This is a genomic window from Streptomyces sp. NPDC016851, from assembly GCF_055562795.1.
The window spans coordinates 239,906-253,654 of the sequence record NZ_JBVHEP010000011.1 but is presented as its reverse complement, the minus strand read 5'-3'; the positions used below and the strand labels follow the sequence as shown (position 1 = coordinate 253,654).

Here is a 13,749-nt window from a genome sequence, read left to right as displayed (position 1 = left end):
ATCGTGCATGACACATCAGGGTGCATGACACATCAAGAACATACTTGATGTGTCATGCATTGCGCCAGACCGGTTCGATGATCGGAGAGGGGCACGCCCTCGGCTCCGTACAGAACATGGTGTTGTCGTTCGCCGACGTCTCCGGCACGGCCTGGATCACGTCCCAGCGCTTGACGATCTTCCCGTTCCGCACCCGGAACAGATCCACAATCGCCTGACCCCGCGCACCCGGCGCTTCCACAATGTGCTGATGGACCGCGACCAGGTCGTCATGTGCAATCACCCGCTTCCGGGAGACCTCCAACTGCGGGAGGGCCTCGAAGAGTCCGCCGAGTCCCGCCTTCGCGCCCGCCACCGTAGCGGTCGATAGCCGACAGGCCCTTGTGGACCATCAGTTCACCGAAGGCCTTGGTGACCAGCTTCTCGTTGTACCGGGTGAGCCACGCCGGCCCCGGCTGCTCGGTGCGCGGCCAACTCTCCGTCGAGAACATGTCGTTGCCGTTCACGGAAGTCTCGGGCACGTCCTGCGCCACGTCCCGGTGCTCGGCGATCTTCCCGCCCTGGAACCGGAAGATGTCGAAGACTGTCGCGCCCCCTTCGCCCGGCGCCATGACCACGTTCGAGTGGACGAGCACCAGGTCACCCTCGGATATCACCCACTTGATGTCGTACTTGGCGTCCGGGAACCGCCGGTGGAGGTCCGTACCGAGCTTCTTCAGCGCCTCGACACCGTCGGGCGCGAGCGGGTTGTGCTGGATGTAGTCCGGGCGGACGTAGCGATCGACGACCTCGGTGTCGCCCCGCTCGAACAGGCCCTTGAGGACGCGTACGGTGACGGCCTTCTGGTGGCCGAGGCGGGCGGAGTCGCCGTAACCGGAGTAGGCGCCGTAGCCGGAGTGCCCGGCGGATTCGGCGGACGGCGCAGCGACGGCGGGTGCGTCGACGGCGCCCAGCACGGCGGCGGAGGCCATCAAAGCGACGAGTGCTCTGCGGGCATGGGTGGTGGGGATCACGGTGCGCTCTCCTCAAGAAGTCCCCACCCGCGACCCGGCGCATCCGGCCCCTCCCGGCTCGCCACGACGCCGACACGGCCGTCCTCGCCGCCCGCCACACGTCGACGATCGCCGGCAGCACCGCCGGGTACCGCTGACCTGACCGCAGCGGTGATCTACGACTCCTGGACCGCCTCGACCACCTGCCCGAGCAAGGCGGTGAGTTGCGCAGTGCCGTCCGGGCCCAGCCGCTCGACGACGCGGCGCTCGATGTCCGCGACGACGCGACTGGCGGAGCCGAAAGCCTCACGGCCGGCGTCGGTGAGATGGAGCTCCTGCACATGGCGGTGCAGCGCGTGCTGCCGACGCTCCAGCTGACCGCGCCCCTCCAGTCGCGTCACCAGCGATGCCACGGCCTGAGGGGTGACGTTCAGGCGGCGGGCGGCCTCCGCGCCGGTGAGACCGGGTTCGTCATGGATGCAGAACAGCAGGGAGTAGTGCGCGGGCGCCATGTCCAGGGTGCGCAGCCGCTGCCCCTTGAGCGCCTGCACGGCGAGTTCCGCCCTCCGCAGGGCCCAGATCGCTCTGACATCGCCACCTGGCGTCTTCTCGTCATCCGTGGTCACGCGAGGAGGATACGGGAATTCAGATGTATCAACCACTTGATATCAAACGCTTGATTCTAGACAGGCGCTTGGTTAATGCTGGGCGCATGTCCCGAACTCTTGCTCTGATCACTGGGGCCTCGTCCGGCATTGGCGCTGCCTATGCCCGGCTCCTGGCGTCCGACTGCGACTTCGTCCTGGTGGCCCGGCGGGTGGACCGGCTGAACGAGCTGGCCGCCGAACTGCGCGCAGCAGGTGCCGCCGTCGACGTTCTGCCCGCCGACCTCAGCACGCACGACGGCCTCGACGCCGTGACCCACCGCCTGGCCACCGGAGACGTCCGGCTGCTGATCTGCAACGCCGGAGTCGGCGGCTTCGCACCGCTCACCGACATCGACGCCGTCGAGATCGACCGTCTCCTCACACTCAACGCCGCAGGCCCCATCCGTCTGGTGCGGGCCGCCCTGCCCGGGATGCTGGCCGCCGGTGACGGCACCGTCATCACCCTCGCCTCACTGCTGGCCTTCAGCGCCGGTCAGGAGATGCCGATACCGCGCACCTTGTACGCGGCCGCGAAGGCCGCCACGGTCGCCTTCACGCGGACGCTCACACACGAACTCGCCGGCACCGGCGTCCATGCCCAGGTGGTGTGCCCGGGAGTGGTGGCGACGGAGTTCCACGGCGGCTTCGGCCAGGGCTACCCCTCCGCCATGACGGCCGACGGTGTGGCACATGCCAGCCTCGCCGGCGTCCGCCTGGGGGAGTCCGTCTGCGTCCCTGGTCTGGAGAACCAGGCTGCCGCGCTCGACGCCCTCCTGACCGCCGAATCCGCCCTTCTGACCGGCAACCATTCTTCCCCGGCCGCCCGTTACGGGCACCTGCCCGTCGCCTGAGCAGCGGGCCCGCACCGCCCTCAGCCGCGACAGCCGAGGCGGAGGCGGGCGCACACGCGAGACCGCGAGTCGGCGCCCGGTTCAGGGGGCGGGGCGAGGGTGCGGCAGGAAACGCCCCGTACGCCCCGCCCCGACAGGTTCGCGCCGATCAGCAGGACCATCCGTACCCCGCACCGAGGAGTGGGCATGTCCACCGAACTTCCCGACTCAGCAGTGTCTCCCCCGGCCGAATCCGGCTCGGCACCGACCCGGCGTACGTTCATCGCGACGACCACGGTGGCCGGAGGGGCCGCCCTGGCCGGCGGCCTGGTCGCGGTGCCCCTGCCCGGCTCCGGGGAAGCGGCTGCCGCCGAGGCGCCGCACGGCAGCCGCATCTCCCTGACGGTCAACGGCGTCCGGCACACCGTCACGATCGACAACCGCACCTCGCTCCTCGACCTGCTGCGCGAGCGCCTGGACCTGACCGGTTCGAAGAAGGGCTGCAACGCCGGTGCCTGCGGCGCCTGTACGGTCCTGGTCGACGGCCGCCGCGTCAACTCCTGCCTGACGCTGGCGGTCCGGCTGGACGGCGCCGAGGTCACCACGATCGAGGGCCTGGCCAAGGGTGACCGGCTCCACCCGCTGCAGCAGGCGTTCATCGACCAGGACGCCTTCCAGTGCGGCTACTGCACCCCGGGTCAGATCATGTCCGGTGTCGGGTGCATCCAGGAGGGCCACGCCGGCTCGGCGGAGGAGATCCGGGAGTGGATGAGCGGCAACATCTGCCGCTGCGGCTGCTACGTGAAAATCGAGCGCGCGGTTCAGCAGACCGCGGGACGGAAGTGAGGGCCGATTCCCATGCATCCCTTCACCTACACCAAGGCCGCAGACACGCGCGAAGCCCTCAATGCCGGTCGGCGCGGCGGGCGTTACATCGCCGGCGGCACCACCCTGGTCGACCTGATGCGCGAGACCGTCGAGCACCCTGGCTCGCTGGTCGACATCGGCGCCCTGCCCCTGCGCTCGGTCACCGCCACCAAGAGCGGGGGCCTGCGCATCGGCGCCCTGGTGACCATGGCCGAGGCCGCCGCCCACCCCACGGTCCACGCCCTGTACCCCGTCGTCTCGCAGGCGCTGGAACTGAGTGCGTCGCCCCAACTGCGCAACATGGCCACCATCGGCGGCAACATCATGCAGCGCACCCGGTGCACGTACTTCCGTGACGTGACCGCCCCTTGCAACAAACGCGAGCCCGGCTCCGGATGCGCCGCGCTGCACGGCTACAACCGCAGCCACGCGATCCTGGGCACCACCGACGACTGCGTGGCCACCCACCCCTCCGACGCCGCCGTGGCCTTCGCAGCACTGGAGGCGACGGTCCACCTGCTTGGCCCGGCCGGGGAGCGGACCGTGCCCTTCGCCGACTTCCACCTCAAGCCGGGCAGTACACCCCACCGCGAACAGGCCCTGCGCCCCGGCGAGTTGATCACCGCAGTGGAGATCCCGCCCTACCCGCGCCCGCTGAAGTCCGGCTACCTGAAGGTCCGCGACCGGCAGTCCTACGAGTTCGCGCTCACCTCCGCGGCCGTCGCCCTGCATATCAGCGGCGGGGTGATCCGCGAAGCCAAGGTGGCCGCCGGAGGCGTGGGCACCGTCCCCTGGAAACTGCCCGCCGTCGAGCGGGAGCTCATTGGACACCGGCCGTCGAACGCCCTGTGGACCAAGGCCGCCGAGCGGGCGGCTGACGGGGCCCGGCCCCTCGAACACAACCGTTTCAAGGTCGAGTTGCTCATACGGACCGTCGAGCGTCAACTGCGCGTCGTAGGAGGTGGCAAGTGAGCCCGCAGCCACAGGCAGCCGTCGGAGCGGCGGTCCCCCGAGTCGACGCCCGGCTGAGGGTCACCGGGCAGGCGAAGTACGCCGCCGACAACAACCCCGACAGGGTCGTGCACGCGGTCATCGTCGACAGCAACGTCGGCCACGGCCGCATCACCGGCATCGACACCCGCGCCGCCGAAGCCGAGAACGGCGTGCTGAAGGTGATCAGCCACCTCAACGCGCCCGAACTCCCGCCCCTTGAAGGGCAATTCCCGCCGGGCAAGCCGCTGCAACCCTTCCAGGACGACCGCATCCGGTTCTTCGGACAGCCCGTCGCGGTCGTGGTGGCCACCACACTGGAGACCGCCCAGCACGCCGCGAGCCTGGTGAAGGTCTCCTACGACGCCCAGCATCCCGCCACCGATCTGGCCGCCGCCGACCCCGCCGACGAGCCCGAGACCTATGCGCGCGGCGACGCCGACGAAGCCCTGGACTCGGCCCCCGTCCGGCTGGACATGACGTACCGCACGGCCCGCAACCACCACAACGCCATGGAAGCGGCCGGCCTCGTCGCCCGCTGGGACGGCGACAAGCTCACCCTCTGGGAGAAGAGCCAAGCGACGCAGTACACCGCTTTCGGCATGTCCGGCGCGCTCGGCATGCCACCGGACGACATCCACGTCATCTCCCCGTTCATCGGCGGGGCCTTCGGCAACGCCTTCAGCACCTGGCCGCACTCCGTCATCGCCGCCGTGGCCGCGCGCGAGGTGCAGCGCCCCGTCAAACTCGCCCTCACCCGCAAGCAGTTGTACTTCGGCGTGGGATACCGGCCGGCGTACGAGTACGAACTGAGCCTGGGCAGCAACCGCCGGGGGCGTCTCACGGCGTCGGCGCACGACGTGCGCGCCGAGACCTCCAGATACGAGACACACATCGAAGACGTGCTGGTCCCCGGCCGGATGCTCTACAGCACCCCCAACGTCCGCCAGGCGTACCGGCACGTACCGCTGGACGTGAACACACCGACGTGGATGCGCGGCCCCGGCTACGCCAGCGGTGCCTTCCCCGTCGAGTCGGCGATGGACGAGCTCGCCCACGAACTGGGACTCGACCCCATCGAGCTGCGGCTGCGCAACGAGCCCGCCGACGACGAGTCCACCAATCTGCCGTTCTCCACGCGCCGCCTGCGCGAGTGCTACCGCGTGGGCGCCCGCGAGTTCGGCTGGCAGCGGCGCAGGCCCAAGCCCCGCTCGAGGCGCGAGGGCGACTGGCTCATCGGTATGGGCATGGCCGCCGGCGTCTACGACACAGCACGCTCCGAGTCCCGGACATCCGTCCGGCTCGACGCCGACGGCACCGCCCTGCTCCAGGCCGCGACCGCCGACATGGGCGCCGGCACCGCCACGTCCATGACGCAGCTCGCCGCCGACGCCCTCGGCCTGCCCATGCGCCGGGTGACCTTCCGGCTCGGCGACTCCCGTCTGCCTCCGGCCGCCGGCCACTTCGGTTCGCAGACCATGGCCAGCGTCGGATCCTCCGTCCAGGACGGCTGCGACAAGCTGCGGCGTCAGGCGATCGAACTCGCCGTCGGGGACGAGGAGTCACCGCTGCACGGCGTCGACCCCGTCGGCATCGTCGTACGAGGAGGCCGACTGCACGTGAAGGACGACCCCGCGCGCGGGGAGACGTACCAGCAGCTCCTGGCCCGCAACAACCGCACCCACCTCGAAGCGATGGGCTCGTACGCCGGGGCGCCGGAATCGGCGAGGTTCTCCTTCTACGCCTACGCCGCGACCTTCGCCGAAGTGGCCGTAGACGCCCGCCTCGGCCTGGTACGGGTACGGCGCATGGTCGGCGTGTACGACGCCGGCCGGATCATCAGTCCCGCGCTCGCCGACAGCCAGGCCCTCGGCGCCATGACCGGCGGCATCGGCCAGGCCCTCCTTGAACACACGGTCACCGACCACCGCGACGGCCGGATCGTCAACGCTAACCTCGCCGACTACCTCGTGCCCACCCACGCCGACATCCCTGAACTGAAAGCGATCTACATCGACGGAGAGGACTACGAAGCCGACCCCATCGGCGTGAAGGGGCTCGGTGAGATCGTGCTCGTCGGAGTGGCGCCCGCCATCGCCAACGCGGTCTTCAACGCCACCGGCCGCCGGATCCGCGAACTGCCGATCAAGCCCGAGGCCCTGCTCTGAACTCCCGGGTGGCCGCGCCACCACCGGTCACCCGGGCTCCCCAGCGTCCGGCGGTCGGCGACGACCCACCACCGGGCACCAGGCCGCCGTCGCACCCTGTCTCCCCCACGGTGCGGCGGCGGTCCTCACCCCCCATCACCCGGAGCGCACGCCCATGCTCAACATCGCGGACACGCTGTACGACTGGTCCCGCGAGGCCCGTCCCTTCGCCCTCGCCACCGTCGTCGACGTCAGCGGCAGCGCACCCCTGCCACCCGGTACCGCCCTCGCCGTCGACACGGACGGCCACATGGTCGGCAGCATCTCCGGCGGCTGTGTGGAGGGAGCCGTCTACGAGCTGTGCGTCCAAGTGCTCAAGGACGGCGGCAGTTCCGCCCGCGCCCGGTTCGGCTACTCCGACGACGACGCCTTCGCCGTCGGCCTGACCTGTGGCGGCGAGATCGACGTCCTGGTGCAGCGGGTCGAGCCCGCGGCCGAGCCGCATCTCATCGACGCCCTCGGCGCGGTTATAGGGGGCCGGCCCGTCGCTGTGGCCCAGGTGGTGGACGGCCCGGACGACCTCCTCGGCCGCACCCTCCACGTCCCCGAGGGCACGGGTGCTCACCGCGGAACCGTGGGCGACACGAACGCGGACCAGGTTGTCGCAGCGCAGGCCCGCGCGCAGCTGAGGGCCGGCCGTACCCGCCGTGTCGAGGTGGGCGGCGACGCCGACACCTGCCCCGAGCGCCTGTCGGTCCTCGTCCACACCCACGCGTCCCGTCCTCGCCTGCTGATCTTCGGCGCGGTCGACTTCGCGGGCGCCCTCAGCCGGGCCGGGCAGTTCCTCGGCTACCGCGTCACCGTCTGCGACGCCCGTCCCGTCTTCGCCACCCGGGCCCGCTTCCCGCACGCCGACGAGGTCGTCGCCGACTGGCCCCACCGCTACCTGGAGCGCACCGAGGTGGACGGACGTACCGCGATCTGTGTGCTCACGCACGACGCCAAGTTCGACGTCCCTCTGCTCCGCCTGGCGCTGAGCCTGCCGGTCGGCTATGTCGGCGCGATGGGCTCACGCCGTACTCATGAGCACCGACTGCAACTCCTGCGCGATACCGGCGTCCTCGAGGACCGGCTGGCCCGCCTGCGCTCCCCCATCGGCCTGGACCTCGGTGCGCACACGCCCGAGGAGACGGCGATCTCCATCACCGCCGAGATCGTCGCCCACACCCACCAGGGCACGGGCCTGCCTCTGTCGCAGCGCACCGGCCCCGTCCACCAACCCGTCCGGACGACGACGGGCCTGCGAGAAGAGGAGCCCCAGACATGGACCCCGTACGGAGCACCTCACCTCGAGGATTGACCGAGGCGGCATCGGGTGCGCCCCTCGTGGCGGCGGGTGCGGTGCCGGCGGCCGCCGCGGCACCGTCCGGCCGAGGGTTGCCGAAGGGCAACCGGCGCATCGACACCCACGCGCACTACTTCCCCGACGTGTACTACGACTACCTGGAGCGCCACGGCCGCCTCGCCGACACCCTGACCTATGTGGGTCCCTGGTCGCTGGAGGCGCACCTGGCGTTCATGGACCGGTATCGGATCCAGGCGAGCGTCCTGTCGTTCGGCGACCTTCAGCTCACCGTCGGCTCGGTCGACGACCGCCGCAGCACCGCCCGCGCGGTCAACGACTACGCCCACGACCTGGTGCGCACCCGTGGTGACCGGTTTTCGGGATCTTCGCGGTCACCCCGATGCCGGACATCGAAGGCGCGGTGGCCGAGGTGGACCGCGCGCTCGGTGAGCTGGACCTCGACGGCATCTGTCTGCTCACCAACTACCAGGGCCGCTACCTGGGCGACCCCTCGTTCGCGCCGCTGTACGAGGTCCTCGACCACCACGGCGCCTATGTCTACGTCCACCCGACGGGTCCGGAGGTGAATCCGGCCCCGAAGCTCCGCTACGGCCCAGGCATCCCGGCCCTGAACTTCGTCTACGAGTACACCTTCGACGCGACCCGCGCGATGACGAGCCTGATCTACAACGGTGTCCTGCGGGACCACCCGAACATCCGCTGGCACTTCACGCACTGCGGCGGGACGCTGCCGTTCCTGTCCCACCGGCTCGCGACGCTGCACGCGTTCTTCCCGCCGTTCGACTCCGTACTGCCCGAAGGCCCCCTCGACTACATCTCGCAGCTGTACTTCGACGACGCGCAGGCGTTCACCGCCGCCCAGTTGCTGCCACTGGCGTCGCTCGTGCCGGCCGACCACATCATGTTCGGCAGCGACTGGCCGGCCGTCCACAACCTCTTCGAGGCCGACAACGTGGAGAAGATGCCGTTCCTCGAGGGACGTCTGCCGGACCCGCGGTCGGGCGACCCCGAACCACCCGTCGACGGTGTCTACAGCCCGCACCAGAGGATCGCTCTCGAGCGGACCAACGCCCTCGCCCAGTTCCCGAAACTGCGCGCGCGCATACCCCGGCTGAGTCGGTGCTGAACGACGACCGCACGCCGGGTCCTGTCACCGCGGGCCAGGGAGAATCGGTGGCCGGTTATCCGGTGTGCGGCAGCCGGGTGGCGGGGATGACGCCGAGCCGGCCGGCCTGGTAGTCCTCGAAGGCCTGGGTCAGTTCGTCGCGGGTGTTCATGACGAACGGGCCGTAGTGGGCGACCGGTTCACGAATCGGCTGCCCGCCCATGACATACAGCTCCAGCTTCGGGGTGTGTGAAGCCTGCCGCGGCGCGGCAGTGAAGCGCAGGCCGTCCCCAGGCCCGTGCACGGCGAGTTGACCGACCTGGATCGGCCTGTTCTCGGCGCCGACGGTGCCGGCGCCGGCCAGGGCGTAGACCAGCGCGTTGTATCCGGGGTGCCAGGGCAGGTCGACCTGGGCGCCAGGCTCGACTGTGATGTGCGCCAGCGTGATCGGCGTGTGCGTGACCCCCGGTCCGGCGTGTCCGGCGATGTCACCGGCGATGACCCGGATCAGCGCGCCGCCGTCCGGTGTGGTCAGCAAAGCCGCCTGGCTGCCGCGGATGTCCTGGTATCGGGGCGGGACCAGCTTCTTCGCCCGGGGCAGGTTGACCCACAGCTGGGTGCCGTGGATCACGCCTCCGCTCATCACCAGGCTCTCCGGCGGCGCCTCGATGTGCAGGATGCCCGCCCCGGCGGTCATCCACTGGGTGTCGCCGTCGGCGATCCGCCCACTGCCACCGTTGGAGTCCTGGTGGTCCACGATGCCGTCGATGACGTACGTGACGGTCTCGAAGCCGCGGTGCGGATGCCACGGGGTCCCCTTGGGCTCACCGGGGGCCAGGTCCACTTCGCCGAGATGATCGAAGTGGACGAAGGGATCCAGCTCGGACAGCGGCACATCGGCGAACCCTCGGCGTACCGGGAAGCCTTCACCCTCGTAGCCGTGCGGTGCGGTGACCAGCCGGCGCACCTCACGGATCCGGGTCCTGGCAGGGGCGAATGCGGGCAGGCGGGGCAGGACGAGGACGTCCTCGACGGTGATGGCGGGCATGGTGCTCCTCCCTGTTCCTCCCTGGACGGACGCTGCCGGCGATCAGGCGAAGGGGTACGGGCCGAAGCGGCCCCATGCCACCGCACCGGCCAGCACGATCAGCACGAGGGTCGTCACGATCGCGCTGGACTCCTTGCGCCTGGCGTGGGTGATCGCCGCCCCGGCCATCAGCAGCACGAGGCCGACGGCGGCCAGCGGCACCAGGACGGGGACGATGTCCAGCGCGGCGGGCAGGATCAACCCGACCGCGGCCAGCACCTCCAGGGCGCCGATCAGCTTGAGCATGCCCGGAGAGAAGTCCTCGGCCCACGCCATGTTCGGCGAGGCGGCGAGCTTCTCCTTCGGCTGGGCCAGCTTCGCGCCGCCGGCTGCCAGGAAGAGCGCGGCGAGCAGGCCGGCCAGAATCCACAAAACGATGTTCATCAGTTGACCAATCAAAAGGGAGGAAGACAGGGCCCCGACGTTCTCGTGATGCGTCCCGATGTGCGGGACGAAAGCGGCATTTCGCGATAACGCCGGGGCCCTGGGAATCAGATGCGTGGAATAAGATCCGCCGGGTCGCCCGTCAGGCGCCGGCGAAGGCGGGCTTGTGTGCGTCCAGCCACTGCTGGAACGTCTGCAGTTGCGGGTTCAGGTCGCGGACGGCGTCGAGGTCGCGGACCGCGTTGAACTGCGGCACCTCCGCATAGAACTGGAACATGTTCCCCGTCTCGGCCGCGGCGGGGAACGGCTGGGCCCGCATCACGTCGAAGGGCACCGGCACGTACGCCACCTCTTCACCCAGGGCCGCGCTGAGGTGCTCGGCCATCTGCTTGCCGGTCAGGTGCTCGCCGGCGATGGACACGGTGCGGCCCACGAGATCACCGCCGCGGCGGAAGATGCCGTAGGCGGTCTTGCCGATGTCTTCGGCGGCGATGCCGGCGAGCAGGCTGTCGGCCATCGGCATGGCCAGCATGAGCCGACCGTCGTCTCCCCGTCGCGGCGCCATCGGGCCGAGCAGGTTCTCCCAGTAGAAAGTGGTCTGCAGGAAGGTGGTCGGCACCCCGGCATCGGTGAAGAACTGGTTGGCCTCGGCCTTGGCGTCGAAGTGCGGCACCTTGTAGCCGCCCAGCAGCGTCGGCATGCGCTCGTCGTCGAGCGGGATGTAATCGCGGGTGTCCTCCAGCGTCGACCAGATCACATGGGCCACTCCGGCGGCCTTGGCGGCCCGGGCCATGGTTGCCGCCTGCTGCTTCTCCTGCTCGGGCGACATGTGCTCCCAGAAGTTGGTCACCAGGAACGCCCCATGCGCCCCGTCGAACGCCTCCGTCAGGCTCCGCAGGTCGCCGGTGTCGGCCTTCACCACCTCGGCGCCCAGGGCCGTGAGCTCGCGTGCGGTGTCCGAGTCGGGGCGACGAGTCAGGGCACGTACCGCGAACCCGCCGCCGGCGTCGGCCAGGATCGCCCTGGCCAGCCCGCCGCCCTGGGAACCGGTCGCGCCGACCACCGCGATCACTTTCTTCTCCGCCACGGCCTTCTCCTTCTTGTTGGGGCAGGGGTGAGGCACCCCCACTGCATGTCACATCATCTATCTCCGCCCGGAAGTACATGACGTGTCAGATGATGTGTCATGTACGTTAGGCGCAGGTGCATGACGTGTCAAGCAATCAGGTAAACTCGCTGCGTATGAGCGACACACCCGCGTGGCTGAGTCCCGCCGAGCAGCACGCCTGGCGTGCCTTCATCCGCCTGCACCAGAAGCTCTGGGCCACGCTGGAGCGTGACCTGAAGGCGCACAAACTGTCCGGCGCCGACTTCCAGATCCTCGTCGCCCTCACCGACACCCCCGACGGTCGGCAACGATTCCAGGACCTCGCCAACACCATCGAGTGGGAACAGAGCCGCCTGTCCCACCAGATCGCCAGGATGACCAAACGCGGCCTGGTGACCCGGGAGGAATGCGCCGAGGACGGACGCGGTGCCGTCGTCGCCATCACACCGGCCGGCCGCAAAACCATCGAGGCCGCCGCACCCCACCATGTAGCCACGGTCCGCCGCCTGGTCATCGACGCCCTCAGCCCGGACGAACTCGCCACCTTCGCACGGCTCTCCAACCGCATCCTCGAACAGCTGGACAACGAGTCACCGTGACCTTCACCGCGGTCCTCGCACTGGTGCCACCGCCGATTACCGACTTCACCCGTCATCAGAGGACCCACCAGACAGCCAGGCATTGCCGATGCAGCCGCATACGCCCTTCCGGCCGACCGACTCATCGACAAACACGTCACGCGGTCCGACTCCCAGGTCTACGCGGAACTCTCGGCGCGCCGTCTGGTCCTGGCCCTCGCTGACCCGGTCAGCCAGCTGTCAGGGCCGCTTCGGTCGCCCGCTGGACCTGCTCGAATGTGACGTCAGGCGCGAGTTCGCGCAGGATGAGGCCGTCGTCGGTGACGTCGATGACGGCCAGGTCGGTGATGATCCGGTCGACGACCGCGCGCCCGGTCAGCGGCAACGAGCAGTCCTGGACGATCTTGGGGTCGCCGTCCCGGGTGGTGTGCTCCATGACGACGATGACGCGCCGGGCGCCGTGTACGAGGTCCATGGCGCCGCCCATCCCCTTGACCATTCTGCCGGGGATCATCCAGTTGGCCAGGTCGCCGTGGGCGGAGACCTGCATGGCGCCCAGGAGAGCGACGTCGATGTGGCCGCCGCGGATCATGCCGAAGCTCAGGGCGGAGTCGAAGAACGAGGCGCCTGGGCGGACCGTCACCGTCTCCTTGCCGGCGTTGATCAGGTCGGGGTTCTCACCGCCCTGGTACGGATAGGGGCCGACGCCGAGGATGCCGTTCTCCGAGTGCAGGACCACCTCGACGCCGTCCGGCAGGTGGCCGGGCACCAGGGTGGGCAGGCCGATGCCGAGGTTCACGTGGTCGCCGGGGCGCAGTTCCCGGGCGGCACGGGCGGCGAGCTGGTCGCGGGTCAAGCTCATGCGGGCACGCTGCCGGGTCGGGGGCGGACGGTGAGGCGCTCGATGCGCTTGGCGGCCGGGCCGTGCAGGGGCAGGACGTGGTCGACGAAGATGCCGGGGGTGTGAATGCCGGCGGGGTCCAGTTCTCCCGGCTCGACGAGTTCCTCGACCTGCGCGATGGTGACCCTGGCCGCCATCGCGCACAGGGGGTTGAAGTTGTGCGCCGAGGAGGCGTAGACGAGGTTGCCGTGCCGGTCCCCCCGCGCGGCGTGCACCAGGGCGACGTCGGCGGTGATGGCCTCCTCCAGGATGTGCTCCCGGTCGCCGAAGACGCGTGTCTCCTTGGAAGGTGAGGCGACGGCGACCGTGCCGTCGGGGTGGTGGCGCCAGGGCAGGCCGCCATCGGCGAGCGGGGTTCCGACGCCGGCGGGTGTGTAGAAGGCGGGAATGCCGCAGCCTCCGGCGCGGAGTTTCTCCGCGAGGGTGCCCTGCGGGATGAGTTCGACCTCCAACTCGCCGGTGAGGTACTGGCGGGCGAACTCCTTGTTCTCGCCGACGTAGGAGGCGGTGACGCGGGAGAGCCGACGGTCGCGCAGCAGGATGCCCAGGCCCCAGTCGTCCACGCCGCAGTTGTTGGACACCACGCGCAGGTCGTCCACGCCCGTGGCATGCAGGGCCTGGATCAGGGACATGGGGGTGCCGCAGAGGCCGAAACCGCCGACGGCGAGCGTCGATCCCGGGCGTATCGCGGCGAGCACCTGTGCGAGTGCGGAGTCGTCGATGGTCTTGTCGATTCGCAAACTTCCT

Annotated in this window: 15 protein-coding genes; 7 read left to right on the top strand and 8 right to left on the bottom strand. The window is 69.9% G+C overall.

What is annotated here, in order from left to right:
• Positions 1–52: 52 nt before the first annotated feature.
• The 3 genes from ACZ3I3_RS20050 to ACZ3I3_RS20040 all read right to left on the bottom strand — a co-directional run bounded on the left by ACZ3I3_RS20050 (position 53) and on the right by ACZ3I3_RS20040 (position 1,618).
• Complete coding sequence (locus ACZ3I3_RS20050) at positions 53–355, bottom strand: nuclear transport factor 2 family protein (protein ID WP_467366836.1); 303 nt, start codon at positions 353–355, stop codon at positions 53–55.
• Positions 270–1,013, bottom strand: coding sequence for a nuclear transport factor 2 family protein (locus tag ACZ3I3_RS20045; protein ID WP_467366834.1), 744 nt, complete (start codon positions 1,011–1,013; stop codon positions 270–272). Before ACZ3I3_RS20045 ends, ACZ3I3_RS20050 begins: the two co-directional genes overlap by 86 nt.
• A 155-nt stretch (positions 1,014–1,168) precedes the next feature.
• On the bottom strand, positions 1,169–1,618 hold the full coding sequence (locus ACZ3I3_RS20040; RefSeq protein WP_467366832.1) for a MarR family winged helix-turn-helix transcriptional regulator: 450 nt from the start codon (positions 1,616–1,618) through the stop codon (positions 1,169–1,171).
• An 86-nt stretch (positions 1,619–1,704) separates the two neighbouring features.
• Here ACZ3I3_RS20040 and ACZ3I3_RS20035 point away from each other — a divergent pair, with 86 nt between their 5' ends.
• From ACZ3I3_RS20035 to ACZ3I3_RS20010, 6 genes are all read left to right on the top strand, one after another.
• On the top strand, positions 1,705–2,490 hold the full coding sequence (locus ACZ3I3_RS20035; RefSeq protein WP_467366830.1) for an SDR family NAD(P)-dependent oxidoreductase: 786 nt from the start codon (positions 1,705–1,707) through the stop codon (positions 2,488–2,490).
• Between the two features lie 186 nt (positions 2,491–2,676).
• Positions 2,677–3,315, top strand: a complete 639-nt coding sequence (locus tag ACZ3I3_RS20030; protein WP_467366828.1) for a (2Fe-2S)-binding protein — start codon at positions 2,677–2,679, stop codon at positions 3,313–3,315.
• A 12-nt stretch (positions 3,316–3,327) separates the two neighbouring features.
• The gene (locus tag ACZ3I3_RS20025; protein WP_467366826.1) at positions 3,328–4,308 is read left to right on the top strand and encodes an FAD binding domain-containing protein; all 981 of its coding nucleotides are present in this window, start codon (positions 3,328–3,330) and stop codon (positions 4,306–4,308) included.
• Entirely contained in the window at positions 4,305–6,494 is a 2,190-nt protein-coding gene (locus tag ACZ3I3_RS20020) for a xanthine dehydrogenase family protein molybdopterin-binding subunit (protein WP_467366824.1), read from the top strand. Before ACZ3I3_RS20025 ends, ACZ3I3_RS20020 begins: the two co-directional genes overlap by 4 nt.
• Positions 6,495–6,648: 154 nt before the next feature.
• On the top strand, positions 6,649–7,833 hold the full coding sequence (locus ACZ3I3_RS20015; protein WP_467366823.1) for an XdhC family protein: 1,185 nt from the start codon (positions 6,649–6,651) through the stop codon (positions 7,831–7,833).
• A 367-nt stretch (positions 7,834–8,200) separates the two neighbouring features.
• Entirely contained in the window at positions 8,201–8,965 is a 765-nt protein-coding gene (locus ACZ3I3_RS20010) for an amidohydrolase family protein (RefSeq protein ID WP_467366938.1), read from the top strand.
• A gap of 55 nt (positions 8,966–9,020) precedes the next feature.
• On the opposite strand, the gene ACZ3I3_RS20005 is transcribed toward ACZ3I3_RS20010, so the two are convergent.
• The 3 genes from ACZ3I3_RS20005 to ACZ3I3_RS19995 form a co-directional block, all read right to left on the bottom strand.
• Complete coding sequence (locus ACZ3I3_RS20005) at positions 9,021–9,992, bottom strand: pirin family protein (RefSeq protein ID WP_467366821.1); 972 nt, start codon at positions 9,990–9,992, stop codon at positions 9,021–9,023.
• Positions 9,993–10,034: 42 nt separating this feature from the next.
• Positions 10,035–10,415 (bottom strand): DoxX family protein, encoded by a 381-nt coding sequence (locus ACZ3I3_RS20000; RefSeq protein WP_467366819.1) that lies wholly within the window; start codon positions 10,413–10,415, stop codon positions 10,035–10,037.
• Between the two features lie 142 nt (positions 10,416–10,557).
• Positions 10,558–11,502, bottom strand: coding sequence for an NmrA/HSCARG family protein (locus tag ACZ3I3_RS19995; RefSeq protein WP_467366817.1), 945 nt, complete (start codon positions 11,500–11,502; stop codon positions 10,558–10,560).
• A gap of 155 nt (positions 11,503–11,657) precedes the next feature.
• Between ACZ3I3_RS19995 and ACZ3I3_RS19990 the strand changes: the two genes are divergently transcribed.
• Positions 11,658–12,122, top strand: a complete 465-nt coding sequence (locus ACZ3I3_RS19990; RefSeq protein WP_467366816.1) for a MarR family winged helix-turn-helix transcriptional regulator — start codon at positions 11,658–11,660, stop codon at positions 12,120–12,122.
• Positions 12,123–12,330: 208 nt separating this feature from the next.
• Here the strand turns inward: ACZ3I3_RS19990 and ACZ3I3_RS19985 are convergent, their stop codons facing one another.
• On the bottom strand, positions 12,331–12,963 hold the full coding sequence (locus ACZ3I3_RS19985; protein ID WP_467366814.1) for a CoA transferase subunit B: 633 nt from the start codon (positions 12,961–12,963) through the stop codon (positions 12,331–12,333).
• The gene (locus ACZ3I3_RS19980; RefSeq protein ID WP_467366812.1) at positions 12,960–13,742 is read right to left on the bottom strand and encodes a CoA transferase subunit A; all 783 of its coding nucleotides are present in this window, start codon (positions 13,740–13,742) and stop codon (positions 12,960–12,962) included. Before ACZ3I3_RS19980 ends, ACZ3I3_RS19985 begins: the two co-directional genes overlap by 4 nt.
• Positions 13,743–13,749: the final 7 nt, after the last annotated feature.